General features: G+C 36.9%; 20 protein-coding genes and 1 pseudogene. 7 read left to right on the top strand and 14 right to left on the bottom strand.

Annotated features, from left to right (window positions below; all coding sequences use genetic code 11):
• Window positions 1-87: 87 nt before the first annotated feature.
• Window positions 88-498 (top strand): annotated as a pseudogene (locus KBP50_RS22010) (zinc dependent phospholipase C family protein); the annotation flags it as partial.
• 530 nt (window positions 499-1,028) lie between these two features.
• Here KBP50_RS22010 and KBP50_RS04645 read toward each other — a convergent pair.
• A complete protein-coding gene (locus tag KBP50_RS04645; protein ID WP_050350218.1) occupies window positions 1,029-2,327 on the bottom strand; it encodes an MFS transporter in 1,299 nt (432 codons plus the stop codon).
• A gap of 175 nt (window positions 2,328-2,502) precedes the next feature.
• A complete protein-coding gene (locus KBP50_RS04640; protein ID WP_050350217.1) occupies window positions 2,503-2,736 on the bottom strand; it encodes an IDEAL domain-containing protein in 234 nt (77 codons plus the stop codon).
• A gap of 359 nt (window positions 2,737-3,095) precedes the next feature.
• Between KBP50_RS04640 and KBP50_RS04635 the strand changes: the two genes are divergently transcribed.
• Complete coding sequence (locus KBP50_RS04635) at window positions 3,096-3,974, top strand: cation diffusion facilitator family transporter (RefSeq protein ID WP_050350216.1); 879 nt, start codon at window positions 3,096-3,098, stop codon at window positions 3,972-3,974.
• Window positions 3,975-4,334: 360 nt separating this feature from the next.
• Here KBP50_RS04635 and KBP50_RS04630 read toward each other — a convergent pair whose 3' ends face one another.
• Together KBP50_RS04630 and KBP50_RS04625 are read right to left on the bottom strand one after the other, a co-directional pair.
• On the bottom strand, window positions 4,335-4,625 hold the full coding sequence (locus KBP50_RS04630) for an AzlD domain-containing protein (RefSeq protein ID WP_050350215.1): 291 nt from the start codon (window positions 4,623-4,625) through the stop codon (window positions 4,335-4,337).
• Window positions 4,622-5,305, bottom strand: coding sequence for an AzlC family ABC transporter permease (locus KBP50_RS04625; protein WP_050350443.1), 684 nt, complete (start codon window positions 5,303-5,305; stop codon window positions 4,622-4,624). The genes KBP50_RS04630 and KBP50_RS04625 overlap by 4 nt, the downstream gene beginning before the upstream one ends.
• A 675-nt stretch (window positions 5,306-5,980) precedes the next feature.
• Between KBP50_RS04625 and nhaC the strand changes: the two genes are divergently transcribed.
• On the top strand, window positions 5,981-7,366 hold the full coding sequence (gene nhaC / locus KBP50_RS04620; protein ID WP_050350214.1) for a Na+/H+ antiporter NhaC: 1,386 nt from the start codon (window positions 5,981-5,983) through the stop codon (window positions 7,364-7,366).
• A 235-nt stretch (window positions 7,367-7,601) separates the two neighbouring features.
• Here nhaC and map read toward each other — a convergent pair whose 3' ends face one another.
• From map to KBP50_RS04595, 5 genes are all read right to left on the bottom strand, one after another.
• The gene (gene map / locus KBP50_RS04615; protein ID WP_050350213.1) at window positions 7,602-8,363 is read right to left on the bottom strand and encodes a type I methionyl aminopeptidase; all 762 of its coding nucleotides are present in this window, start codon (window positions 8,361-8,363) and stop codon (window positions 7,602-7,604) included.
• Between the two features lie 649 nt (window positions 8,364-9,012).
• A complete protein-coding gene (locus tag KBP50_RS04610) occupies window positions 9,013-9,117 on the bottom strand; it encodes a YjcZ family sporulation protein (RefSeq protein WP_072741027.1) in 105 nt (34 codons plus the stop codon).
• A gap of 193 nt (window positions 9,118-9,310) precedes the next feature.
• Window positions 9,311-10,060: an SDR family NAD(P)-dependent oxidoreductase gene (locus KBP50_RS04605; RefSeq protein ID WP_050350211.1), complete on the bottom strand. Its 750-nt coding sequence runs from the start codon at window positions 10,058-10,060 to the stop codon at window positions 9,311-9,313.
• 320 nt (window positions 10,061-10,380) lie between these two features.
• The gene (locus tag KBP50_RS04600; RefSeq protein WP_050350210.1) at window positions 10,381-11,754 is read right to left on the bottom strand and encodes a dipeptidase; all 1,374 of its coding nucleotides are present in this window, start codon (window positions 11,752-11,754) and stop codon (window positions 10,381-10,383) included.
• Between the two features lie 392 nt (window positions 11,755-12,146).
• A complete protein-coding gene (locus KBP50_RS04595) occupies window positions 12,147-12,761 on the bottom strand; it encodes a YhcN/YlaJ family sporulation lipoprotein (protein WP_050350209.1) in 615 nt (204 codons plus the stop codon).
• Between the two features lie 164 nt (window positions 12,762-12,925).
• Between KBP50_RS04595 and KBP50_RS04590 the strand changes: the two genes are divergently transcribed.
• Window positions 12,926-13,162: a YhdB family protein gene (locus KBP50_RS04590; protein ID WP_050350208.1), complete on the top strand. Its 237-nt coding sequence runs from the start codon at window positions 12,926-12,928 to the stop codon at window positions 13,160-13,162.
• Window positions 13,163-13,210: 48 nt separating this feature from the next.
• On the opposite strand, the gene KBP50_RS04585 is transcribed toward KBP50_RS04590, so the two are convergent.
• The 5 genes from KBP50_RS04585 to KBP50_RS04565 all read right to left on the bottom strand — a co-directional run bounded on the left by KBP50_RS04585 (window position 13,211) and on the right by KBP50_RS04565 (window position 19,920).
• A complete protein-coding gene (locus KBP50_RS04585) occupies window positions 13,211-14,023 on the bottom strand; it encodes an anti-sigma factor domain-containing protein (RefSeq protein ID WP_050350207.1) in 813 nt (270 codons plus the stop codon).
• A complete protein-coding gene (sigI, locus tag KBP50_RS04580; protein ID WP_050350206.1) occupies window positions 14,020-14,748 on the bottom strand; it encodes an RNA polymerase sigma-I factor in 729 nt (242 codons plus the stop codon). The genes KBP50_RS04585 and sigI overlap by 4 nt, the downstream gene beginning before the upstream one ends.
• Window positions 14,749-15,279: 531 nt before the next feature.
• Entirely contained in the window at window positions 15,280-16,110 is an 831-nt protein-coding gene (locus tag KBP50_RS04575) for a S1 family peptidase (RefSeq protein ID WP_050350205.1), read from the bottom strand.
• A gap of 40 nt (window positions 16,111-16,150) precedes the next feature.
• Window positions 16,151-18,172, bottom strand: coding sequence for an ABC transporter ATP-binding protein (locus KBP50_RS04570; RefSeq protein ID WP_050350204.1), 2,022 nt, complete (start codon window positions 18,170-18,172; stop codon window positions 16,151-16,153).
• Window positions 18,172-19,920 carry an ABC transporter ATP-binding protein gene (locus KBP50_RS04565; protein WP_050350203.1) on the bottom strand — a complete coding sequence of 583 codons (1,749 nt, stop codon included), beginning with the start codon at window positions 19,918-19,920 and terminating at the stop codon, window positions 18,172-18,174. Before KBP50_RS04565 ends, KBP50_RS04570 begins: the two co-directional genes overlap by 1 nt.
• 1,303 nt (window positions 19,921-21,223) lie before the next feature.
• Here KBP50_RS04565 and KBP50_RS04560 point away from each other — a divergent pair.
• The 3 genes from KBP50_RS04560 to KBP50_RS04550 are packed head-to-tail and all read left to right on the top strand — an operon-like array spanning window position 21,224 to window position 24,993.
• Complete coding sequence (locus KBP50_RS04560; RefSeq protein WP_236691355.1) at window positions 21,224-22,720, top strand: spore germination protein; 1,497 nt, start codon at window positions 21,224-21,226, stop codon at window positions 22,718-22,720.
• An 8-nt stretch (window positions 22,721-22,728) separates the two neighbouring features.
• Window positions 22,729-23,835, top strand: a complete 1,107-nt coding sequence (locus tag KBP50_RS04555; protein ID WP_050350201.1) for a GerAB/ArcD/ProY family transporter — start codon at window positions 22,729-22,731, stop codon at window positions 23,833-23,835.
• Window positions 23,836-23,841: 6 nt separating this feature from the next.
• The gene (locus KBP50_RS04550; RefSeq protein ID WP_050350200.1) at window positions 23,842-24,993 is read left to right on the top strand and encodes a Ger(x)C family spore germination protein; all 1,152 of its coding nucleotides are present in this window, start codon (window positions 23,842-23,844) and stop codon (window positions 24,991-24,993) included.
• The last annotated feature ends 330 nt before the right edge of the window (window positions 24,994-25,323 follow it).

The following is a 25,323-nucleotide window of genomic DNA, read 5'->3' as shown; positions in this document are numbered from 1 at the left end:
GGCACTTTATATGCGGGATAAATAATGGGGGATAAGAGCGAGGCATTGTAAGTTAAAAGTAATGAACAAAAAAGGGGGGATTTCAATATGCCTAATATATGGACTCATATTATATTTTGTGAAGAAATGTCGGATGCTATAACACAAACTCACCAATTTTCAAGTCATGAATCGATGATGAAGCTAGGTGCCCAAGGTCCAGACCCATTCTTTTATCACCGTTTTTGGCCATGGATGAAGGAAGGGCACGCGCAAGAAATTGGCACTGTATTACATGAACAAAAATGTGGTCCGTTTTTACTGGATTTAATTCGTACTGCTAAAACGATGGAGAATCAAGTAAAAGCTTATGTATTTGGCTTCATTACTCATCATATTTTGGATCGGAACACACATCCTTATATTCATTTCCGGGCAGGTTATGAAGGAAGTAAGCATCAAAAACTAGAGATTATCATCGATACATTAATGTTGCATAAATTTAACAACTTAAAAACGTGGAAAACTCCTGTTTATAAAGAAATAGATGTTGGAAGAAAACTGGACAAAAAAATAGTTCAATTGCTTTATCAAACCATTGTTAAACACTATCCAGAGCTAGACGCAACCCAAACGCATATTCAAAAATCTTACCGGGATATGAAATTAGCTTTAATGTTATTGTCAGATCCAATTGGTTGGAAAAATCGCATTTTTCATTCACTCATTTCCTCCTATTCTCACCGACCAGTGCAAGACAATAAAGATTATTTAAACGAACAAAAAACCACATGGTATCATCCTGCTACGAAAGAACCAAGCAACAATAGCTTTCTTGAACTTTATCAACAGGCAAAAACAGAGGGATTCCAAATTTTGTCCACCGTTAATGCCTATTGGAAGCAACAAGATGAAGCATTATATCATAAGTTAGCAGATCAAATTGGTAATATTTCCTATGATACCGGGAAAAGCCTTGCATTGAATTTACGTAATCAGTATGCTGATCAATTGTATAGCCATGATCAGAGGTTTTCCTCTGACCATAGCTATTTTAAGATAACTCCAACTTCTACGGAAGCAGGAGTTTGTTTTTTGGCATCTGCCATACCTTTTTCAACATTAACAAATTTCAATAAAATAATACCACCGATAAAAAATACTAATAAAGAAATGATTCCATTCCGACTAGAACCAGTAAGTTGCCCCACTAATCCAAATAAAAATGGACCGAAGATGGCGGCAAATTTAGAAGAGATGCCGTAAAACCCGAAAAATTCAGCGTGTTTATGTTCTGGAACCATTCGTCCATAAATAGAGCGACTCAAAGACTGCGCTCCTCCTTGAACTATCCCTACACAAATAGCTAACAAATAAAAATGCAAGGCAGATGACATGAAATAACCGAGGAGAACAATCCCAGTATATACATATAAAGAAAGTACTAAAGCTTTTTTGGCTGTTATTTTCTTTGCTAGCCAACCAAAGAAAAAAGTACAAGGTATACCAACAAACTGCGTAATCAATAAGGCGATTATTAAGCTATTTCCATCAATACCAATATCTCGACCATAGATCGTTGCCATTTTGATAATCGTTGAAATACCATCATTGTACAACCAAAAAGCTAATAAAAAAATTAATAATTGCTTATAATGCTTTAAATCTTTAAATGTAGAAGAAACACGGGAAAAACCAATAGCGACATAAGATCTATCTCGTTTCTCTGTATGTTTTTTCTCTTCTTGAATATTACGGAAAAGCGGAAGTGAAAAGATAAACCACCAAACGCCCACGGTTACAAAAGCAATCTGACTGGCTGCTGTTGCGTTAGGAATACCAAACCAATCATGCTTTAAAATCATTAAAATATTTATCGCTAATAATATCCCTCCGCCAATATACCCCCAGGCAAATCCCGCAGCAGAGACTTTATCTATTTCCTTTTCTTTTGCAATCTCTGGTAAAAATGCATCATAGAATACGTTACCACCTGAAAATCCAACCGTCCCAACGATTAATAGCAAAGAAGCAAATATGTAATCCCCTTCTCCAACGAAAGCAAGTAAAATACTAGCGATCATTCCCATGTAAGCAAAAAACCGCAAAAATTTCTTTTTAGCAGCTGAATAATCGCTGATCGCTCCTAAAATTGGTGCAAGGATTGCAACAATTAGTACCGCAAAGGATTGTGAATACCCCCAAAAACTTGCTGCAAGCTCTTGGTTTGCACCGACAGCGGCTACATCATAATAAAAAACAGGCAAAATCGCTGCCATAACAGTAGTGGCAAACGCAGAATTACCAAAATCATAAAGCACCCAGCTAAGCGTGGTTTTTTTCTTCATTTTGTTTTAGCCTCCTTTTCATTTAGAATAACAAAATAATTTAGACAACGTATATTTTTTACGAAAATTTAACAAAAAATAACTTTTAGTAATTTGCATAATATGTAAACGGAACCATGATTGCTGACCAAAAAAGCCGCCCTACCAAACTGGCAAGGCAGCAATAAATGACTCGCTATTCCCAAATGAAGGTTTTATACGCTTCGCTCCATTTTAAAAAATCATCCTTATTTCCTTCATCAATGGAACGATTAATCTGTTCCTCAAGAAGCGCTTTATTATAATTAAAGCATATTTCATCCAAAAGCAGACGACTAGACAATCGTAATTCAAACGTAATTTCCCGCTTCGCTTTTATCCTTTTTCCATTGTAACGATAAAATTGAAATACAATCTTCTGCTTTTTCATGGAACACTTCCTCCTTGTTCCTTTTCATTATTATCCTAAATTTTTAGAAAAATTTCAATAGGTAAATGATGAAAAATTAAAATTTCCTCTTTTTCCCTTATGAAACTTCCTTCTATTCACTCAATACATATAGTTTCATCCCTCAATGTTTCTCTAGACCCACCATAGATGACTTTGGTAGAATCTTAAGGTACAGCTTAAGAGCTTGATAATATGTGGTATATTGTATGGGAGCCAGCGAATTTCAAGGATAGTCGCCGTTTATTTCTGTTAACGTATGTATCGATCGCATGCTTCATGCTGAAACTAAAACCCATATAAAGCTGCTCAGCTGAGTGATTAAACAGGAGGTCCGACATATGAACCATTCGGATAACTTAAAAAAAGGAGAGAAAGGTGCCTGGATTAGCATCTTCGCATATATCATATTAGCCGTCAGTAAAATAATAGTTGCGACAATCGGAAATTCCGACGCTTTACGTGCGGACGGATTAAACAATGCAACGGATGTTATAGCTTCAGTTGCTGTTTTAATTGGATTAAAAATATCGCGCAAACCACCAGATGAAGATCATCACTATGGCCACTTTCGAGCAGAAACAATCGCTTCTTTATTCGCTGCTTTTATCATGATGCTAGTCGGGATTCAAGTAATTATTGATACGTTCAAATCCGTGTGGAATCAAAATTTTGTCCAGCCAGATATGCTAACAGCGTGGACAGCACTAGCTGCTGCTTTCATTATGCTGCTCGTCTACGTTTATAATTTACGTCTATCTAAAGCCGTTGCCAGTTCAGCTTTACATGCGGCCGCTCAGGATAACCGTTCAGACGCATTAGTAAGTATTGGAGCGTTTATTGGTATCGTTGGTGCTCAGTTTGGCTTATTTTGGCTTGATCCAATTGCAGGATTAGTCGTCGGATTCATTATTTGTAAAACTGCCTGGGAGATTTTTAAAGATGCTACACATACGTTAACAGATGGCTTTGATGAAAAACAAATAGAGAAAATACGATCCAGTGTAGAAAAGGTTCCAGGTGTGAAAAAATTGTATGACATAAAGGGTAGAGTTCACGGAAATCAGGCATTTATCGACATTACAATTTTGGTTGACCCTCGCCTTAACGTTGAAGAAAGCCATGCTATTACAGAAAGAATTGAAAAACAACTATATAAGAAGTACCATATTACACATGCGCAAATCCATATTGAACCTTACCAAACCTTAGATAATTAACTGACTTTATCCGCATCACTAGCTAAAAATAAGTATTCAAAGAAGGCGAGGCTTTAGGCATTCTATGTAACAGGATCACTTTTAAAGCGATAGACGGGCAGACCTTACTGTTGTTTTCATGAGAGCAACGCGAGGCTAGATAACAGCCTTTTTATCAAATTAAAATCCGAACTCTCTAAAATTTCGGATGTGCATATAGCTAAATTTGCTAAATATACTTCAATTCCACTTGCGCCTGGTGAACCTCCTCACGCACTTGTGAGGTCTCACCAGTGTCTTCATACATATATTCTTGAAGTTAAATGAATATATCTTTCGTCTTTAAAGTTAATCAATCAGTTATTTCCAGCATGATTTTGACTACGTCAGCAAATATACTGTTGCAATGGCTGCGATAACGACTAAAATAATATGAACACCCAAGTATGCCAACACGATAGCAACAATGCCACCAAACATGCCGAGATGCGGTTGATCTGCTTTTACGGACATAATCCCCGGAAAAATCAGCGCCCCTAATGCAGCATATGGAATGGCACTCAACCACCGATTGACCCAATCACGGAACTGCAGTTTCTCTACTATAAAAGCAGGTATTATTCTTGGTATCATTGTCACTATCGCCATACCAATAATAATGATCCAAATCATGCTTGTTCCTCCTTCAGAAGAAATATTCCAGCCGAACCGCCTATAATGGTTCCTAACACAATTGCCCACCCCGTACTCATTCCAAGCTGCACACATAAAGCATTAATGAGCATTGCTAACACAGCAATGAGAGCAATCTTTTTATTTTTCTTAACAGAGGGAACTAAAAGACCAATAAACATAGCATAGAGGGCGATTCCCATGCTTTGGCTTAATCTTTCTGGAATAATTTCTCCTACTACCCCTCCAAGAAAAGAGCCAGCTACCCATGAAAAATAAGCAGTTACCATAATGCCAGCATAAAAAAACATCCCATTCTTCATGTTCGCTTCTTTCGGATGAATTGCAGTCACGGCGAACGTTTCATCCGTTAGTCCCATGGACATCGGTAGTTTCCATTTTAACGCTGAACCTCGTAAGCGATTCATAAAAGATAAGCTCATTACAAAATGTCGGAAATTAAGTACAAAAGTAGCAACGATAATTTCAATAGCACCAGCGCCTACAGCAATCATATTTGCTCCCATAAATTGGCTTGCCCCAGCAAATACAAGCATACTCATTAACGTTAATTCTGTTAGCGACATTCCTGCTTGTTTCGCTAATACACCGTAAGTAATCGCTATCGGAATATACCCGACCATGATTGGGAAGCCTTTTGCAAACCCTTTTTGCATCATAGCTACTGGAGAAGTTGCTTGTACATCCGCGTTGTTTGGTTCCAATACATTTCCTCCCCAAATGGTAATTCTAGTTATTATACCTTATATTTTAAAAATAAAAAAGATTTATTCCCAGTACATTTTGTATTGACAAAATAGCCATTCACAGTTATATTCAATAATAATCTTTAAAAATAGTCATCTTGTTGAAAACTGGTTTAAAAAAGAAAACGTGCACGTTTCATTAAAAAGCCAAGCAATAAGCCTTCACGAGAATGACCGAGGCAAGAAATTACCATAGCATGTATGACTAATATATCGTTATAAAACAACCTTGAATGCATAGTAGACATTTTCTCAAGCAGCGTAAGAGACAGAGTGGTAGGTGGAAACTCTGGCAGAGAAATGATTGAATTACACATTCGCTTGTAATAGGTTGAAATGAATGAGCGGCTGGTTTTGCCAGCAAGTTGGGTGGTAACGCGGAGTAAAGCTTCGTCCCTTCATAGGGATGAAGCTTTTTTGTATGGAAGAGGTATGTTGCAAGGAACTCCAAGTTCTCCGTGGTGCTTCCTAAGTTTATACGCTTTTAGCAACTATGAATTTAAATTAATCAATAGCAGGTTATGAATAAGCTTATCCTGCATTCAGCAGAAAAAAACTCTTCAACGAATGACAGAAAGGACGATGAACATGTTTCCAATCCAACCGAAACATCAACCTACTTTGCTAGGAGCAATTACCTTTTTTATTATCACTATCAGTTTAATTAGCTACTTTATCATACAATTGGGAACAAACCCACATATCCCCATTATTTTAGCTATTTTTCTATTAATGGCATATGGGCTGTTTCAAAAGATTCCTTTTACTGATTTACAATCTGGATTAGTTGAAGGTGCTAGAACAGGTATGGGAGCCGTATTTCTATTTTTTCTCATTGGAATTTTAATCAGCAGTTGGATGATTAGTGGTACCATCCCCGCACTGATTGATCTTGGATTTTCTTTTATTGGTACTACTTGGTTTTATGCGGTTGTGTTCTCTATTACAGCAATAATTGGTGTTTCCATGGGAAGTTCATTAACAACAACAGCTACAATTGGTGTTGCCTTTATTGGAATGGGGGATGCACTTGAAGCCTCGATGGCGATTACAGCAGGAGCAATCGTTTCTGGAGCGTTTTTTGGGGATAAAATGTCGCCTCTTTCCGATACAACCAATCTTGCTTCTACCGTAGTTGGTGTAGATCTGTTTGATCACATTAAACATATAAGCTTAACAACCATCCCTGCGTTTCTTATTTCATTTGTTTTATTTGCCTGGCTATCACCAGAAGCTTCTTCATCAGCAATTGGGAGCGGAAAAGCGTACCAAGTGGCATTAGACGCAACCAATTTAATCCATTGGACTTCTTGGGTACCGCTTCTGTTATTAATTGTTTGTACGTATTTTCGGGTTCCAGCTTTTATTTCCATTTCATTGAGCAGCCTTGTGGCAACAGGTTTTGCCGCTTTTACAAGTGGTCTTGCGTGGGGTGACATTTGGAGCATTTGGTTTAACGGTTATACAGCTACGACAGATTTTGAACCAGTTAACGAGCTGCTTACAAAGGGTGGAATTAACAGCATGTTATTTACTATCTCCCTTGTTATATTAGCTTTAGGTTTTGGTGGGTTACTGTTTGTAACCGGGATTATTCCAGCATTGCTTTCTTCGTTGCAGGAAAAATTAACACGAATTCGTTCTATCGTTGTGTCAACAGCCGCAACTGCGATTGGAGTAAATATTTTAATTGGAGAACAATATCTTTCGATCATGTTAACAGGAGAAACATTTAAAAGCATCTATACAAAAGCCAAACTACCGAAAAAAGTGTTATCGCGCACATTAGAAGATGCCGGGACGGTTATTAATCCCCTGGTGCCATGGAGTGTTTGTGGAGTATTCATTGCCGATGTACTTGGTGTTCCTGTTCTTACTTACTTACCATTCGCCTTTTTCTGCTTATTAAGTCCAATTATTACCATGATCTTCAGCGGAAAATCGTATGAGTCTGCAGGTAAAAAGACAAATTAACAGGATCTAATAAGCATAGATAAAGTGAATCTTCAAGCCGTGGGGGTTTTCATTCATCCCCACGACTTGTTTAGTATCATAATGGTATGACGTCAAGATTGCTTACGAAATAGGGCATTTAGGTGCTGTCATCTCCCATGAGTCTTACAGCTCCTTATATACGGAATAAAAAGGAGGGCTTCATTTACATGACCAGCTCTCCTTTTTATGGAAAAAATAAGCTCACAAAGATCTGCTATTCCTTTTCCTTATCTTGATCCGTAAGTATAATTGGCTTATCTTTTGTGATTACTATGGTATGCTCATATTGTGCGGAGCGCCCTTGATCAATGGTTCTTGCAGTCCAATTATTACTGTCCATTTGACTATGCCAGCTACCTTCATTAATCATTGGTTCAATCGTAATTACCATGCCTTCTTTTAATCGCAACCCTTTATTAGGCAAACCAAAATGAGGGATGTGCGGGTCTTCATGAAGCGTTGGTCCGATACCATGACCAGTAAAATCGCGCACAACTGAAAACCCTTCTCCTTCAGCATATTGCTGAATGGCATGGCCAATATCACCAATTCGATTTCCTGCACGTGCTTGCTCTATTCCTTTATACAAGGACGTTTTTGTTACTTCCATTAAACGTAGCCCTTTTTCATCTACATTCCCAACTGCATACGTCCACGCAGAGTCTGCAAGCCCTCCATCTAAATTTACGACCATATCAATCGTTACAATATCACCATCTTTTAGCTTTTCATGACGTGGAAATCCGTGACAGATTTCATCATTAATAGAAGCACAAATTGCATAAGGATAGCCATTATAGCCTTTTTGCTCTGGGATTGCGCCGTGCTTTTCTAAAAATTTTTCTGTAAATGAATCGATCTCCATCGTCGTAATACCAGGCTTAATCATTCTTGCAATTTCTTTGTGACACTTTACTAAAACATCAGCAGCTGCCTGCATTTTTTCTATTTCCCGTTTACTTTTTCTGGTTATCATAAAAACGCCTCTCTTTCCTGTCTGTCTTTGGATAGTAAAACAATTTTGCATGAATACAACTATCGAAAGTACGATTACAACAATATAGTGAACTGCATTCCATAGAGTGTTCCTGCTTACCCTAACGAATATTAGTACCATAAGAGTTGAACCTAAAGACCCCCTTTGAGGAATTTAGGGCAATTGTCCCCTCTCAGACATCTTTGTATCTTCTACAATCCTAAAATGGAAACTTACGGTACCTTACATTCGGAATAAAATCGTACTTTAGAATTATATGTTTTAACTAGTTATTAAAAGTTGGGAAAAAATATGTGGAAAATACTCCACTCCTTGTGTTCCTTGTTTCTCACCCATATAAAAGTGTATCATAAACAGTGCAATTCTAAAACGAATTAGAAAAACATATAGTCCATCAAGTATATGGGAACTAATCTCACCTTGTGTTTTCTTCCTATATGTCAATTGCATCCGTTAATTCTCCCTAACTACTACAAGCATATTTCCCCGAAATATTAGAATATTCCAATGATCTCTGTGGATAATTCTTTTCATCCCAGTAACATGAAGGGTTTGTTTCTTTTTGGTGGAAATCATATAGACGTAGCTAATACATTAAAAAATGCAGAGAGTGCCTCTGCATTTTTATCTAATACCCATATCCTGTATAAGCAGTACCAATAATAATCAATAAAATAAATAGTACAACCAATAAGGCGAAACCTCCACCATAGTTGTAGCCTTCTTTACTCATTCAGCTCCCCTCCTCTTTTGCTGACTAATGTATCATATGCGAAGGAAGCAAAAATGGGAGAGAAACGAAAAGATATGGGCGATTTCTCCTGCATGGAAAAACCTGTTCAAAAATACACTTCGCTATTATAGCCGGTGTCATTTTTAAAACTCGAAAATATTTCTTACAGTGACTTTTCAAACAATGATTTCTTTTACAGATAATCTCTTGCATAATATATTTTTCCATTTTCTGCATCATCTTGCAGCATAATTCTCACTGCAATGCGGGCAATTTCTTCCGTTTGTTGCAATTGGTTATTCTCTTGATATGCTTTAAACGTATCCACTGCCTGAAACGCAGATTTTTCACTTGAACGGATTTTCTCTTGCATCTCGGTATCCATAATGCCCGGACTAAAGGCAATAATTTTATGATTTGCATCGTCTTGCTCTTTCGCAATCGTTTTTATATACATATTAATACTTGCTTTTGAACTGCAATAAGCTGTCCAACCAAACATTGGTTTTTCTGCGGCACCAGATGTAACCGTTAAACCAACCATAGGAATTCCTTTTTTATTGGCATACTGTAAGCATAAATTAGTTAATGCCATCGGTGCTACTGCATTTACTTGAAAATGGTAAGCTAATGAAGCGGGGGAAATGTTGACTCCTTGGTCAATTGGTTCAATAACTGCTGCATTATTTACGAGATAGAGTCCACTTACATCGTCATTTATCAAATCCGTAACAATCGTTTCCATGAGCTCCTCTAGTTTCTCTACGTTTCCTAGATCATAAGCAATGCCTTGGTAAGTAACTTCATTTGCAGCGGCATTTGCGTTCAAATCAAGTGTAGTACTTCTTGAAATACCGATCACATGAATGCCATGGCTTAATAACAGCTTAGCTACTTCTTTTCCTAACCCCTTTGAAGCACCTGTGACAATTGCATAACGCATATTTATTCCCCTCCATGTTTAAAGTGAAACTTCAATCAGTAGGAATTCTCTTTCATCCCTACTGATTGTTTAGTGTCGCAAGGGTTTCCCCTAAAAGGGTCACTAAACAGAACCGGGCATTCGACTTGCAGTTAGCCTCCGCTTACCCTCTTCGTTTAGCCTCATAGGATCGACTTTTACTACCCGTTACGTGCGGTGGTAAGTAATGCGCGCTTTAATTTTCTGTGAGCTAAAAATAATCGATCACATTGTTAAATATCCAAGACTGCGAGTGGTTTTTTAACTTTGTTTTGATTTTGCCAAAAAAATGTAGAAGATTTTTATTCCTGATTACCAACCGCTTGCCAATAATAGACTATCGTCTCCATACCTTTATCGAAACTGTCTAATGGAAAGCTTTCATTAGGGGAATGCAAACGATCCTCTGGGGTTCCAAAGCCTAATAAGACAATTGGCATACCATACAACGCTTGAATCCATTCCACTACTGGGATAGATCCTCCCATCCGTACATATACTGTTTCGGCTTGGAAAGCTTTTGAATAAGCTTCTGCTGCCTTTTTTATTAATGGATGGTCAGGCTCTACTTTATATGCTTTAGCAGATAATTTCTCTTTTTCTACATGAACCTTGACACCAGCTGGTGCAGTTTTCATGATGTGATCCTCTAATAATTGCTGCACGTTTTCAGGATCTTGTCCAGGCACTAACCGACAAGTAATCTTAGCCGTAGCTGTAGAAGGAATAATGGTTTTTGTACCTTCTCCCTGGTATCCACCAAATATTCCATTTACTTCAAAGGTTGGCCGCCCCATCGTATGTTCAACTGCAGTATAGCCTTTCTCAGAAACGGTTTGATCTACACCAGCTGCTTTAGCAAAATCTTCACTAGGTGCATTAGCCATCATTGCTCGTTCATCGTCTGTTAAAGGTTCTACACCATCATAAAACCCTTCTACTGTAACGACTTCTTCCTTATCCTTCATGGAAGCTAAAATATGGCTTAATGCCATAATTGGATTGCGAATTGCCCCGCCATACATGCCAGAGTGTAAATCATGATCAGGACCAGTTACTGTTATTTCTAAACCGGTAAAGCCTTTTAAGCCATACAAAATGGTTGGCTGATTTTTAGCAACCATCCCCGAATCAGAAATTACAGCAAAATCTGCTGCGAATTGTTCCTTTTTTGCATGCAATATTTCATACAAACTCTCACTGCCAATCTCTTCTTCCCCTTCAATACACACTTTCACGTTTAATGGCAATTTTCCTTCTGTTTTTAAAAATGCTTCAAATACGGCAAGATGCATAAATACTTGGCCTTTATCATCACTTGCACCTCGTGCATACAATCTGCCATCTCTGACTTCCGGTTGAAATGGATCGCTTTTCCAAAGTTCAAGTGGGTCTGCTGGTTGTACATCATAATGACCATAAAATAAAACAGTTGGTGCTTCTGGACCAGCACCATTGTATTCTGCATATACAAGAGGATAATTATTCGTTGGCTGTTTCTCAGCTAAATCAAAGCCTATTTCATGTAAATATGTAACAATAAAATTTGCTGCTTTTTCAATATCTTGTTGATGATTACTATCGGTGCTTACGCTCGGAATTTTCAAAAAGTTAGCAAGCTTTTCAAGTAAGTTATCTCGATTTGTTTGTAAATAACGCAACACTTGTTCACTCATCATGGAACCTCCTACGATATGTTTGTATGTATATATTTTAGCATATGTCTTTACTTTTGCTAAAGCTAATATATCTATTCGGTAAACTCAGAATTTAGTCTAAAAAATTTCCCGGGCAATTTTCCTTACTGATAAAGTGAATCTTCAATTAGTGGAGGTTTTCATTCATCATCCACGGATTGTTAGATGAACTAAAGACCTCTTACGAAACAGGGTATTTAGGTGCTGTTATCTCCCACTTAGACTTGTTGCAGTACAGATTATCCAACTCCTGAAGTGGGAGTCTTACAGCACCTTATACGGGATAAAGCCACAGCTTCACTTCTAAAAAATGATTAACTAAAAAACGAGTAAATCTCAGTATATGTTTCAGAGATTTACTCGTATTGACATTAACGATTTTGTGGAAAAATTCGTTCTACCATATTTCCAAACTGTTCAAAAAAACCTTCAACAGGTTCACCATTTTCCACATCATTTGCGTAATTTTGTGTTAAGTTTAGAAAGTCAGGGTTTGTAGAGACATAAACGTTGTCAATATCTGCGTCAACAGATTGTACAATTTGTTTTACTCGTGATTTCACATCATCTGTCAGTTCATTTCCCTTATCAACATTGTTCGTGTTATTCGCTGTATTGTTTCCAGTGTTTTTGTTTTCTACATTGGTATCATTCGTATCTAATCCAGCAGCAACATATGCATTGTTATCCATTGTTAATACATATGCGGTATCAATCTCGTCAATTTCTTCCGTAATTCTTTCGGCCGATTCTTTAGAAACCTCATAACGATTGGCATTATTGTTATTTTCTTGGTCCCGTTCCGCAGGTCTTGTCATATCGTAATCACGGTCGCCTGTCATTCCTTCTCCAGTGTTATTATTATATCTCGTTTGTTCCACATTATCGTCAGCATTTTCATTTCCATTATTATTGTCATCGGCATTCATGCATCCAGCTAATACCAACCCAAGAACAGCAATGAAGGAAAATAATTTGATTTTCATGTATGTTATACCTCCTTTGTTTTGCCCTTAGTATGAAGCAAACAAATAGGATTATACGTAGCGATAGCACCTTTTTATGGCAAATACACCATTTTTGTTTCAGACAATATATATATAATACGGGAATGCTATAAGTAACCCTTACATGTTTAAGGAGGGGAAATATGGATATACCTGACTATGATAAAGCACTTTACTATACGCTTTGGGGATGCTGGGATGACTTGCTCGTACTCATGGTTCGAACAAACGATGATATCCTATCCAAGAAAATACAGTTGTTCTTGCATGCTTTTCATTATTCACCAGATGAGCGAAAAATCATGGAATCGCATGATAATCTGCTTTACTATTTAGATCATGCCATGAAGTATGAACCTTCGACCATCATGAAGCTATAAAAAAGATGCTGTTTTTTAAACAGCATCTTTTTTCGTTGATCTACTTTTTCATTCCAAAAAGGTGGAATGACTTTGCTTATTTCCTCTATCATCTGAAACGCTTGACGGATGATTGATTTCAGAATTATAAAAAGATTGTATAAGTGCCTTATCTTTGTCATCCATGTTCATTTCAATGTTTGAGGAATTATAAAGCCCAGGCTCTTCTTCCATAATTGTCTTTGTCATCAACTCATCCATCGATATCTCTCGTGCCTCTGCTAAATTTCTAATTTCATTTGGGACATAAACAGTAGTTATTTCCCAATCGGATGGTTGAGGATAAAGCTCCTGCCTAATAGACTCAATAAGATTTGCATCTTCCTCTTGTAATGAGCTAATTCCAACAATCATATGTTTTTGTTTATTTGTAAATCCAGCTTCTTCTGTTTTTTCCATAATTCGTCGAATTACATCTGTCAAATGTTGATCTTTATAATTCATCAATTGTTTCGTCAACTGTTCAGCTTCATGAGTTGTTGTTCGTATAGATTGCACATTTAAATCTTGGTTCAATTCAAATTCAATACTAGGGTTCAAATGAACGCCAACATATGCATAGACTTTATTATTCTCAGTAATAAAGCAAAATGGAAGGACAAAAAATAAAATCATACTTATAAAAGCAAAAAAACTTAAAAAACTACTGTAATCCTTCTTTCGATGTAGTAACATGGATTTTTTTCGTTTTGAAAACGGTTCAAAAATAACCTCCATGCCTATATCTACGCCTTTTATTGGCATAGCCTTGTAAAAAGCGCCGTCTTTTGTCAATACAACCATATACTTGCGGCGCTGTTCCATGATGATCCCTTTATTCACTGCCTCACCACCTTTAAATAATCCTTTAGATACAAATAATCCTCTTTAAGCACAATAAAAATAGCTAAAATATATTTTCTGTTTCTCTCTATCGTCTTTTTACTGATCTCCACTTTTTTAACAAGTTGCTTAATTGGCAGCTTACGTTTAGCTAAAACATAACCCCTTAATTGCTCATCTTCATACAACGTTATAGCCGTGCGAATTGCTGTTTCGCGTGCATCTCGATGTTTCGGCGCAACTTCCGTCAATTCAGCTAAACTCAGTTTATATTCTTTTAATTTCTCTTTAAAATCAAGAATCTCTTGCTTTCGGTACCATGAATCCTGCGCCAACTGATACTGTTGCTTTGCAGCAATAATTTCTGTTGGGTTTTCCATCAATTCAATGTCATACGTTTCATCCAATGATATTGCTGCAGGACTTTTTTGTGTATACCTAATATAATCAATCACTTTTCTTTTGATAACTAGTTTAGCGAAAGCTAAAAAAGAACTCCCCCTTTCTCGATTATACGAAATAATGGCCTCATTAAACGCCGAAAGTCCAATGCTAAATTCATCGTCTTTTGTTGTGTCTATGTATCGCTTACAGACTTCCGACACACACTTAGCAATAAAAGGCTGATATGTTTTAAGTAAATAATTCTGAACGGATTGATCACCTTCTTGAGCTAATGCAATCAAGTCTTCAAGGGGCAGGTCGTTTTCCAAATGCCTTAACATGAATAAGAACCTCCCCTAGTCATTATAATTTTCGTTATTTGATATCTATTTTTGGGTGTATTATGAGCTTCATTTATTCGTACTTCATTATCATATAAAACATTTATAACTTTCACGATGTGTTCACCATCTTTATATATAAATTATCAAACGCTTGTCATCAATCCAAATAAGCGGAAACAATTTACGACAATTTTTGCTGTTTCCACAAAAATTTACTAAAAATCAAGTCACTATATATTAACGTATAGATTGTCTACTGGCTATCACAAAATCGTTACAATTTGTTTAAATAAACATGACTACCTTATTTCTATTATGTAATAAAAACAACGTAATGTCTTCGGGTAAAATATACCTACGACTATTAGCTTATCTATTTGTGAAAAATATATTGAGAATACCCTTTATAATACTAACTCTAATATTTACTGCTTTTTTTGGTTATTCTTCTGTTCGGTCTATATTTTACCTCCTATATGCGATAAAAAAATCAGCCAAATGAAACAACAAGCAGTGGCGAGAATTATTTCATCGTCCACTGCTTGTTGTATACTTATAGTAATAATCGATTGGATAAAATAAGCCTACTCGCCCATGCTTTTTATGATCGAGAGTTGCAAAAATAATCCCAATTACTTTACCGGCTTCATTCAATACTGGGCTGCCGCTATTCCCTCGATATACAGGAGCTTTTATCATGACGACTTCTTCCTCCCAAGAAGTAAGTAATGTATAGTCAATGATAGTTCCTTCATTAGCAATGCCATTAAAATTTAATGGATTCCCAATAAAACGAATCGGTTGATCTCGTTCAATAACAGCCTCATCTGCTAATTCCAGAAACGGTACATTTTTGGCATTTGTTTGCAAAACAGCTAAATCGACGGAAGGATATACTTCTTTCACTTCCGCTTCAAATAAACCATTGTCTGAAAAAGCTACAGTAACGTTTTCTTCTCCTTCCACAACATGGTGCTTGGTTAAAATCACGCCATCGGAAGAAATGGAAAAACCTGTTCCTTTTGAGTCCGTTGTTTCAATCGTTACCACTGCTTGTTTGTAAGCTTGTATATCATCCTGCAACGATAACTTAGCCGACGTAAATAAGAAATCAATGGCTGGAATAGAAAACGTTCGAGGAATAAGAGCAGCAACATTGAATAAAAGAATAAAGGCAATCAGCCAAAACATCCATTTAGGAAATGGACGTTTTGACTGCTTATTCTCCTTCTCTTCCTTTGCCCTTGCCAGCGCTTTTTCCCTTTCCTCCTGTACGAGTGCATAAAGTTCTTCTTCGTCTATTTCTTCGTATAAATCTTCATCTATAACGTCCCGCTTTTGTTGCTTTTCATTATCCATAAGCCACCCCGTCCACCCCGTATAAATGAATGATTGAATGCTACACAGCAGACTTATTACTTTGTTGCATTTGATACATTTGATAATAACTTCCTTTTGCTTGCATGAGAGTGTTATGATTTCCCATCTCTTTTATCGTACCATGGTCCAGTACAAAAATGGTATCCGCTTGCTGAATTGTTGACAATCTGTGTGCAATAACTAATGTTGTCCGACCTATTTTTAGAACCTCTAATGCTTTTTGAATAATCGTTTCTGTCTCTGTGTCAATATTTGCAGTCGCTTCATCTAAAATCAGAATAGCTGGGTCAAAAGCAAGCGCTCGTGCAAAAGAAATCAACTGACGCTCGCCTAAAGAGAAAGTTGTTCCGCCTTCACCAACCTCTTCATTATACTGATTTGGTAATTTCTCAATGAACGAATCAGCTCCGACAGCTTTTAACGCTTGTTTTGCTTTGTCAATAGAAATGTTAGGATCGTTCATCGTTACATTGGATAAAATGGTTCCTGAAAATAAAAATGGATCTTGTAGCACAATCCCCATATGACTCCGAGTTTGCTGCCGAGACCACTCCCTGGTGGAATAGCCATCAATTGTTATTGTTCCTTGTTGCGGATCGTAAAAACGGAATAACACATTCATAATGGAACTTTTTCCGGAACCTGTATGACCTACAAATGCCGCCGTTTCTCCTGGTTTTATTTCAAAGGATAAATTTCGCAGCACATCATCTCCCTCATTATAAGCAAACGATACACGATCAAATTGAATATGTCCTCGATAACGTGCTATTTTTTCGTCGACTACATCTTCCCCTTTGTGGTCCAATAAGGTAAATACACGGCTTCCTGCCACACGTGCTTGCTCAATTAAAGGTAGTTGGTTAACAATATCTGTTACAGGTTCAAATAACCGGGTTAAATAGTCGGTAAATGCGTATAGCAATCCAATCGATATAGCACTTGTCGGTTCCAATGAGGCTGAACCGAAATACCAGATGAAGCCAACAAACGCGATATTTCGAAATACAGTTACCAAGTTATAAGACGTTAAAGCACTTAATTTTACTAGCTTTCGTTGATAAATAAAATGGCGATGGTTCAACGTTTCAAAGTCTTGTTTCGTCTTTTTTTCTCTTTGAAATGCTTGGATAATAGGCATTCCTTGTATTGCTTCGTTAATATTACCGTTAATCTCACTTATTGTTGAGCGAATAACTTGATTGTACTTTGTACCAAAGTGCTTATACAATTTCATCCAACCCCAAATGAGCGGAATTAATAACAAACACCATAATGCAAGCTGTGCATCCAATATGAATAAGGCAATAAATATACCAGCCATATAAATAACACTCGTAACAATAATGGATAGCACTCGTTCGTATAAATCACGAATTGCTTCTGTATCATTGGTAATTCTAGCAACAATTTTACCAGCAGGCTGATCTACGAAATAATTAATCGGAATACGCTGTGTATGAGCAAATAAATCATTACGCATTTTTTTGACAATTTGATTGGACGCTTTTTGCAACAAAAATGTCTGATAAAACTGAAAGAAACCAGCAATAATTAGTAATCCTACATATAACCCTAGCAAATAAAGAATAGGCATTTGCTCCGGTTTAAAGAACGGATAAATTTCTGATATTGACAGTTTATCAGCGGTAAATTGCCATTGTTCTTGAACAGTTTTTACAGTAAGCAACCCGTCTTGAATCTCTCTTTCCCCTTTAAGTGGTACTTTGTCATTTATCATATAATAGCTTGAACCTACTGCTAAAATCGTGATTGTTTCACCGATAACATCGTCATTGCCCCCGATCCGATCAGAGCGCTTATAATATTTATTTTGATACGTCACGGTATAACGGTCATCCCGTTCTGTAACATGATCCCAAGTCCCCTCTATGCCTAAAACATGTTCATCAATCACCTTTTTGGCAATAAGCGGACCTGCAAGCTCAAGTGCTACGGCGATGATTAAGCATAATAAACCAATCAAAATTTGCTTTTTAAATGGAAAGGCGTATGCAACCAGTCGTTTTTCTGTAGACATTATGGCGTCACCTCCATATCCTGAAGTTGCTGTTGTACATATTGGTTGTAATACCAGCCTTGTTGCTGCATTAATTGGTCATGAGTTCCTCGTTCGGCAATTTCACCATCGGAAAGTACAATAATATGATCTGCATGTGTTACGGCAGATAAGCGATGGGCAGCAATAATGGTCGTTTTAGCTTGCCTCTCTTTACGCAAATGTTCTAGAATTTTCGCTTCCGTTTTCCCGTCTACTGCTGATAAAGAATCATCTAAAATAAGAAGCTCTGGATTTTTAATAAACGCTCTTGCTAAGGCAACCCTTTGTTTCTGTCCGCCCGATAAAGTAACCCCGCTTTCTCCAACTTGTGTATCTAACCCATATGGGAGTTGTTTCATATCGTCCAGGAAATGGGCTAGCTCCATAACACGAAAAATTTCTTCATCGGTTGCATCCTCCTTGCCAAACTGAATATTTTCTCGAATGGTTTTGGAGAACATCATTTGATCCTGTGGAACATAACCAATCCAGGAACGGATTCTGTCTAAAGAAAGATTATTTATATTCACTCCAGATATGTTCATTTCTCCTTTGACTCCAGGATATTGCCGTAACAGCAGTTTAAATAATGTGGTTTTCCCTGCTCCTGTTTTCCCTACCACTCCAAGCGTTTCTCCCTGTTTTAATTGAAAAGATACCTGATGTAATTGGTTTTTATCTGTGTTTGGGTAGGAGAATGATACATTGTTAAATGTGACAGACTCTATCGCTTTCACATGTGCAGAGACATTTCGATCTGTTACATCGGCTTCATAATTTAATATATGGTTTACACGATCCAACGACGCATTTCCACGTTGTAATACATTAATTAACTCTCCTACTGCAAACATAGGCCAGATCAGCATTCCTAAATAGACATTAAACGTAACTAAATCACCTAGCGTCAGGACATTTTCAAAAACGAGAAATGCACCATATCCGAGTCCAATCGTATAGGATAATCCAACTAAAATTTTCATCGTTGGCTCAAATAATGCATCAATTTTTGCGACAGCAATATTTTTATCATATACATCTGTTGTTCGCTGTAGAAATCGCTTTGCATCTTGCTTTTCTTGAACAAATGCTCGAATAACGCGAACACCTTTTATCGACTCTAGCACTTCATTATTCATCTCTCCAAATGCTGCTTGTGCTTTTGAAAATCGCTCATGAATAGCTGCCCCATATTTATTCATAACAATTGCCATTATCGGCAATGGAATAAGTGCAGCGAATGTTAATTGCCAGCTAATAGTAAAACCCATCATGGCAATAATCATCAACATAAAAATACTTGAATCTACAAGCGTTAGCACACCAAAGCCAGCTGTTAAGCTAATTGCCTTTAAATCATTTGTACTGCGGGCCATCAAATCTCCCGTGCGATATTTACTAAAAAATGTTGGGGTCATCTCCAGAAAGTGCTGCATCAGCTTACTGCGCATCCACTTTTCTAATATGACGGCCCCACTAAACAACGTGTAATCCCATAGAAACGAAATCGAATAATGGATAATAATTAATAGCGCATAACCAACAATAATCGCAGTCAACAATTGCGCTGTTAATGTTTCGAATTGGATATGATCAATCGTATAGCCTGCTATTTTAGGTGGGATCAGCCCAATAGCGCTTGCGACAATTAGCGATACAATAGCTAAAACATAGCGTTTCCAATAATACGTAAAAAACCAATTCAATTTATTAAAAACTCGAAACATAGAATACCTCTTTTCCTTCTTAATATTGCTGTCGTGGCACTGCTTTTTATAGCATTGTCTTACCTCAAACGAAATTTTTCCATAAATTTTTTAAATGAATGGATAATTCCAATTTTTTTCACTATAGGAATTATCAGTTGCAACAACTAGATGACCTTCTAGCTTCATTTGCCATTTAGAACAAGTGAATTTTACTTGAAGCCGGAAATTTATCCCACATATAAGGAGCTGTAAGATTCCCACTTCAGGAGTTGGATAATCTGTACTGCAACATAGTTTAAGCGGGAGATAACAGCACCTAAATGCTCGATCCGTTCCTCTAACAATCAGTGGGCGATGAAAGCCAAACTGATTGAAAATTCACTTTATATCATTTCACACAAAAAATGCGCATTCATCTCTGACGAATGCGCATTTTTCAAAAAGCATACGAATACACTTTTACACATTAAAAGGTCACAGATATACGTGACCTTTCATGATAAATAAATTTACAAATTCATTTTAAAAAGCTTCCGCTTGAGGCCACAAATAAATAAATATGTTGTTTTGTTGTTTGATTGATAGCTTTTGCATTATTGTGACCTCCCTTCCAGTTTTAACTAATTATAAATGGATAAAAATTTAAAGTCAATATATTTTTTCACATTTGTTTTTTTTCTAAACGATATTCGGTTTTTTAGTAGAGCTTATGTCACTGCTCCTTTTCTAAATTGTTAGCTTTGTTTAATTACACGCGAATGGAAGAATGCCTCTTTTGCATGGATAAAAAATGCATGGATTACAGATACTAATTAAGAATAAAGGTGCAAGCGCCCGTTTAGCAACGTAGCGAATGGAATGAATCAACTAAAGATAAAGGAATCATGCCACTAAAAACAGGGGTATGCCGACGCCTGAGCGGCAAGCCCGTTTTTAGTCGGCCTTCCTCTTAGTGACGAACCGATGATGACTTATCGTAGGGCATTTCTAAAGTCGCATCGTTGCTGGGCTCATGCGCTGGACGTAACGATTCGGTTATTTCGTTATCCACAAGCACCTCATTTTATACTTTATTATCTTATAAAGTGAAACTATAATCAGTGATTTTCTGTCGCCCCCCGCTGGTTTTAGGATGACCTAAAGGCCTTTGATCGGGCACTTAAATGTCGGTCTCTCCCACTTATATTTCTTCGTCTAGGAATCCTGCGGACCTTAAAGCAAAGCAAGATTCCTTCTTATTTTTATGAACTTGTGAAGTAAAAGCTAGCTTGTTTTTATATGATGAATGACAATCGTGTTTCGGGAGGTTGCTATGAGAAGAATGAATAAGAGAAAACGACAAGCTCCTATTTTCCCTGCAAAGCTTGAAACGTTACAGGATCGCCTAAAGAAACATATCCATAATGATACAGACTTTAGTTATTCCATATATCATCAGCAAAATCAGCGGTTTGCTGTATTCTATATTCCTTATTTAATTGATACCAATAAACTGGAAGCCTCTCTTTTGAAGCCAGCTCTCGATAGTAAACAAATATTAACGTCTGACTTTCTCCTTTACCATACTCCCTTAAGTTCTGGCAAAGCAGAAAACCGCTTAGATGACATATTAAAGCGAATGTTGACAGGAAATGTAGTGATTTATATTGAGAACAACGCAGAAGCAATTGCTTTTCCCATGCTAAAGGAAGAGAAAAGAGATTTATCCACAGCAGAGACTGAATCTGTCGTGCTTGGTCCACAAATAGCTTTCACGGAGTCGCTCACAACGAATATGAATTTAATTAGAAATAGTATTTTATCGAGTGATCTTGTCCTAGAAAAAATCACTATCGGCAAAAGAGCGCCAAAAGAAGTACGGTTAACCTATTTAAAAACTATCGCTAATCAGGATGACATTCGTACAATGCGGCAACGCTTAAAAGAATTAGATGTGGATGAAATAGAAGATAGCTCTGTGTTAATTCAATTAATTGAAGATCACTCGCCAAGTATTTTCCCGCAGTTTTATGAAACAGAGCTTCCCGATCGTTTTACTTATTCTATCTCCAAGGGAAGAATAGGCGTTCTAGTCGATAATAGTCCAACTGGTATTATCGCGCCGGTTACCTTATTTAGCTTTTTTGAATCGACAGAAGATTTATATATGCGGTGGAATATCGGCTCTTTCTTCCGGATTCTTCGTTTTTTAGCGATGATTATATCGGTTTTATTAACTCCTTTTTATGTAGCTATCGTCACTTATCATTATGAGGTAATTCCGACTCCGTTACTTATATCACTTGGGCAATCCAGAGCTAACGTCCCATTCCCACCTATATTTGAAGCAATATTATTGGAATTACTAATTGAACTTTTACGGGAGGCTGGTGCCCGGTTACCAACTAAAGTGGGACAAACGATGGGTATCGTTGGAGGTGTTGTGGTTGGTACTGCAGCAGTCCAAGCAGGATTAACAAGTAACATTTTGATTATTTTCATTACATTAAGTGCTCTTGCCTCCTTTACTGCTCCAAGCTATTTAATGGGCACTACGATACGAGTGCTTCGTTTCCCTATGATCCTTTTAGCAGGATTATTAGGAATTATTGGGATTATGTTTGGTGCTTGCTTTTTAGTTATTCACCTATTGAAACTAACTTCTTTGGGGCGGCCCTATTTGTCTCCCATTTACCCGTTTAATTGGGAAGATTTAAATAAAACTTTATACCGCCTTCCTTACCATATGCAAAGCAAGCGATTTACATCTTTCCGTTTAAAGGATATATATCGTTTTAATAAGAATAAAGCAAAGCAGAAAAAAGATATTGATGAGTAGGGGTAAGTATGAAGGTAAATGTACCAATAAAGGCAAATCTGCAAATACGTTCTTTTTATTTGTTCTTTTTCGTGGTAACCATTCAAATTGGTGTCGGAATTATGGGGGTGCCACGCCTTATTTTTGAAGCAGCAAAGAGAGATGCATGGATTTCTGTAATTATAGCATTTGTCTATCTTTGTCTGCTTCTATTAGTGATGCTTTTGATTTTAAGGCAATATCCAAATGCCGATATCTTTGGTATTCAAGTTGATTTATTTGGAAATATAATTGGCAAATTACTAGGAACCATCTATATTGCTTATTTTGTACTGAATTTGTTTACAATTTTAATTACCTATATTGAAGTTGTAACCATCTTTATTTTTCCAGACTTAAACAATGTTATTATGGCTGCCCTATTAATTAGCCTCGTGGTCTATAGTGTATTAGGAGGTATCCGAGTCGTTATCGGTGTGTGCTTTCTGTTTTTCATTATGTCCCACTGGCTTATATTCCTGTTAATTCAACCAATTTTGGAGATAGATTGGATACACTTTCAACCAATGTTTCAAGCATCCATTACGGAATTACTTCAAGGGGCAAGAGAGACGTCTTATACATTTTCTGGTATAGAACTGTTATTTATACTTTACCCTTTCATACAAAACAAGCAAAAAGCAACGTTCCCACTATATCTTGGCATCTTTTGCTCCTCTATGGCCGTATTAATTGCTACCGTTGTAGTCTTGGGGTATTTTACTCCAGAAGGGATAGATGCCCGAGAATGGTCGGTATTAGGATTGTATAAAATTCAATCCTTTTCATTCATTGAACGCTTTGATTATATTGTTATTGCGGAATGGATGATGGTTTCCTTACCAAATATGATTTTATTTAGCTGGGCAATCACCTATGGATTAAAGCGTCTTTATCATATTCCGCAAAAGAAAACGTTATATACGCTAGCTATTGTTGTTATCATCGCCAGTATCTTTACGAAAGAGCACTATATCATTCAAGCAATTATTAACCTTATAGCTAAATATGGATTTTGGATTGTATACGTTTATCCATTTCTGATATTACTTATTATTGCTATTAAAAAAGGTTTTTCAAACAGGAACAAGAGGTGAATGCTCATGTATAAACGCGTACTTCTCTTACTCTTATCGTCTTCTCTGGTTTTGGCTGCTTGTGTAGAAACAAAACCGATTGAACAATTAGCGATTATTAATGCAAGAGGCGTCGATCTCATACAACAAAAAGGCGAGCAATTGATTGACACGACCCTTGTCATTTTTCAATTTGATACACAAACGAAAGATATTTCTAAAATTGCCTCCGGTACAGGTAAGACAATCAAAGAAGCTGGACAAAATGCCAACGAAAAAACAAGTTTCACTTTAACTTCTGGACAAATTCGCCTAGAGCTTTACGGAATAGAAACCGCAAAAACAGGAGTGATGCAGTATCTAGACACTTTAGCTCGCGATGCTAGAACCTCTGATCGTGTTATGCTCGCCGTTACAGACAAAACTGCGAAAGAAGTTCTGACGAATGGACAAAATGCAACAAGCATTAATGTGGGCTTATTTATAAATGGGCTTATTAAACAAAAAGTTGAAAATGACAGTATCCCTAAAGTCGAGTTTAATGATTTTACACATGCGTATTTCGAATCTGGAAGAGATCCCGTATTACCATTGATAAGTGTGGCTGATGGTGACGTTCCTAGTCTGAGCAAAATCGCATTATTACAAGACGATGTTTATACAGGGACATTATCATTGAAAGAAGCATTATATATTAACCTTATTTTAAAAAATATTAAGTCTACTCCGTTTAATATTGGCATTCCCATAGAGCAATCTTTACAAGATTATTTGCAAGAAGAATTGTCTGGAAATGAAAAAGATCATCTGTACGTGAATGGAAAAATAATTAAGGGAAAATCTGAAACCCGGTTGACTAGACGAGAAACGCTTAAATTTAAAACCGATATTAAAATACAAATGAATATTTTAGAATTGTCCAATGAATTGGCGCTGGAAAATGATGATGTGATTAAAGCTTTAGAAAAGGAAATTGCTAACCAGATAAAAAAGGAGTATGAACGATTGCTTCAAAAAACACAGGAAATGGGTGCAGACCCTTTTGGTTATGGTCAGATCTATCGAATTCACACACCAGATGGAAAATTAAAGAAAGGGGAATGGCATAAACTTTATCCAGATATTGAAGTTGACTATAACATTCATGTTAATATCGTTGATTACGGTGCAGTCCGTTAAGTATATTCCGAAATTCATCTTCACAGAACAAAGGCGCAGGGCGCCCGTTTAGCAACGTAGCGAATGGAACGAATCAACTGAGATAAAGGAATCACGGTGAGGTGACGAACCGATGATGACTTATCGTAGGGCGCATTTCTAAAGTCGCCTAGATGCTGGGCGATGGAGCTGGACGTGACTATTCGGTTATTTCATTATCCATAAGCACCTAAGTTTATACTTTCTTATTCTTTTAGAAAAACTTGGCTTGTCGCAAGTCTTATGGCGGAAGCCTTTGTTTTTCTTATGCTATAAACCAAAAAAATCTTATATTTTCCTATAGTGCAAGCT

This window comes from Virgibacillus pantothenticus, from assembly GCF_018075365.1.
Classification (GTDB): Bacteria; Bacillota; Bacilli; order Bacillales; family Amphibacillaceae; genus Virgibacillus; species Virgibacillus pantothenticus.
Note: the sequence above shows the minus strand (reverse complement) of the source record. Positions and strands in the feature narration are given on the sequence as shown.

Bases quoted from the DNA above. Each gene is read 5' to 3' on its own strand.
- KBP50_RS04645 (WP_050350218.1), bottom strand. From the start codon at position 2,327: ATGAAGAAAAAAACCACGCTTAGCTGGGTGCTTTATGATTTTGGTAAT.
- KBP50_RS04640 (WP_050350217.1), bottom strand. From the start codon at position 2,736: ATGAAAAAGCAGAAGATTGTATTTCAATTTTATCGTTACAATGGAAAA.
- KBP50_RS04635 (WP_050350216.1), top strand. From the start codon at position 3,096: ATGAACCATTCGGATAACTTAAAAAAAGGAGAGAAAGGTGCCTGGATT.
- KBP50_RS04630 (WP_050350215.1), bottom strand. From the start codon at position 4,625: ATGATTTGGATCATTATTATTGGTATGGCGATAGTGACAATGATACCA.
- KBP50_RS04625 (WP_050350443.1), bottom strand. From the start codon at position 5,305: ATGATGCAAAAAGGGTTTGCAAAAGGCTTCCCAATCATGGTCGGGTAT.
- nhaC (WP_050350214.1), top strand. From the start codon at position 5,981: ATGTTTCCAATCCAACCGAAACATCAACCTACTTTGCTAGGAGCAATT.
- map (WP_050350213.1), bottom strand. From the start codon at position 8,363: ATGATAACCAGAAAAAGTAAACGGGAAATAGAAAAAATGCAGGCAGCT.
- KBP50_RS04610 (WP_072741027.1), bottom strand. From the start codon at position 9,117: ATGAGTAAAGAAGGCTACAACTATGGTGGAGGTTTCGCCTTATTGGTT.
- KBP50_RS04605 (WP_050350211.1), bottom strand. From the start codon at position 10,060: ATGCGTTATGCAATTGTCACAGGTGCTTCAAAGGGGTTAGGAAAAGAA.
- KBP50_RS04600 (WP_050350210.1), bottom strand. From the start codon at position 11,754: ATGAGTGAACAAGTGTTGCGTTATTTACAAACAAATCGAGATAACTTA.
- KBP50_RS04595 (WP_050350209.1), bottom strand. From the start codon at position 12,761: ATGAAAATCAAATTATTTTCCTTCATTGCTGTTCTTGGGTTGGTATTA.
- KBP50_RS04590 (WP_050350208.1), top strand. From the start codon at position 12,926: ATGGATATACCTGACTATGATAAAGCACTTTACTATACGCTTTGGGGA.
- sigI (WP_050350206.1), bottom strand. From the start codon at position 14,748: ATGTTAAGGCATTTGGAAAACGACCTGCCCCTTGAAGACTTGATTGCA.
- KBP50_RS04575 (WP_050350205.1), bottom strand. From the start codon at position 16,110: ATGGATAATGAAAAGCAACAAAAGCGGGACGTTATAGATGAAGATTTA.
- KBP50_RS04570 (WP_050350204.1), bottom strand. From the start codon at position 18,172: ATGTCTACAGAAAAACGACTGGTTGCATACGCCTTTCCATTTAAAAAG.
- KBP50_RS04565 (WP_050350203.1), bottom strand. From the start codon at position 19,920: ATGTTTCGAGTTTTTAATAAATTGAATTGGTTTTTTACGTATTATTGG.
- KBP50_RS04560 (WP_236691355.1), top strand. From the start codon at position 21,224: ATGAATAAGAGAAAACGACAAGCTCCTATTTTCCCTGCAAAGCTTGAA.
- KBP50_RS04555 (WP_050350201.1), top strand. From the start codon at position 22,729: ATGAAGGTAAATGTACCAATAAAGGCAAATCTGCAAATACGTTCTTTT.
- KBP50_RS04550 (WP_050350200.1), top strand. From the start codon at position 23,842: ATGTATAAACGCGTACTTCTCTTACTCTTATCGTCTTCTCTGGTTTTG.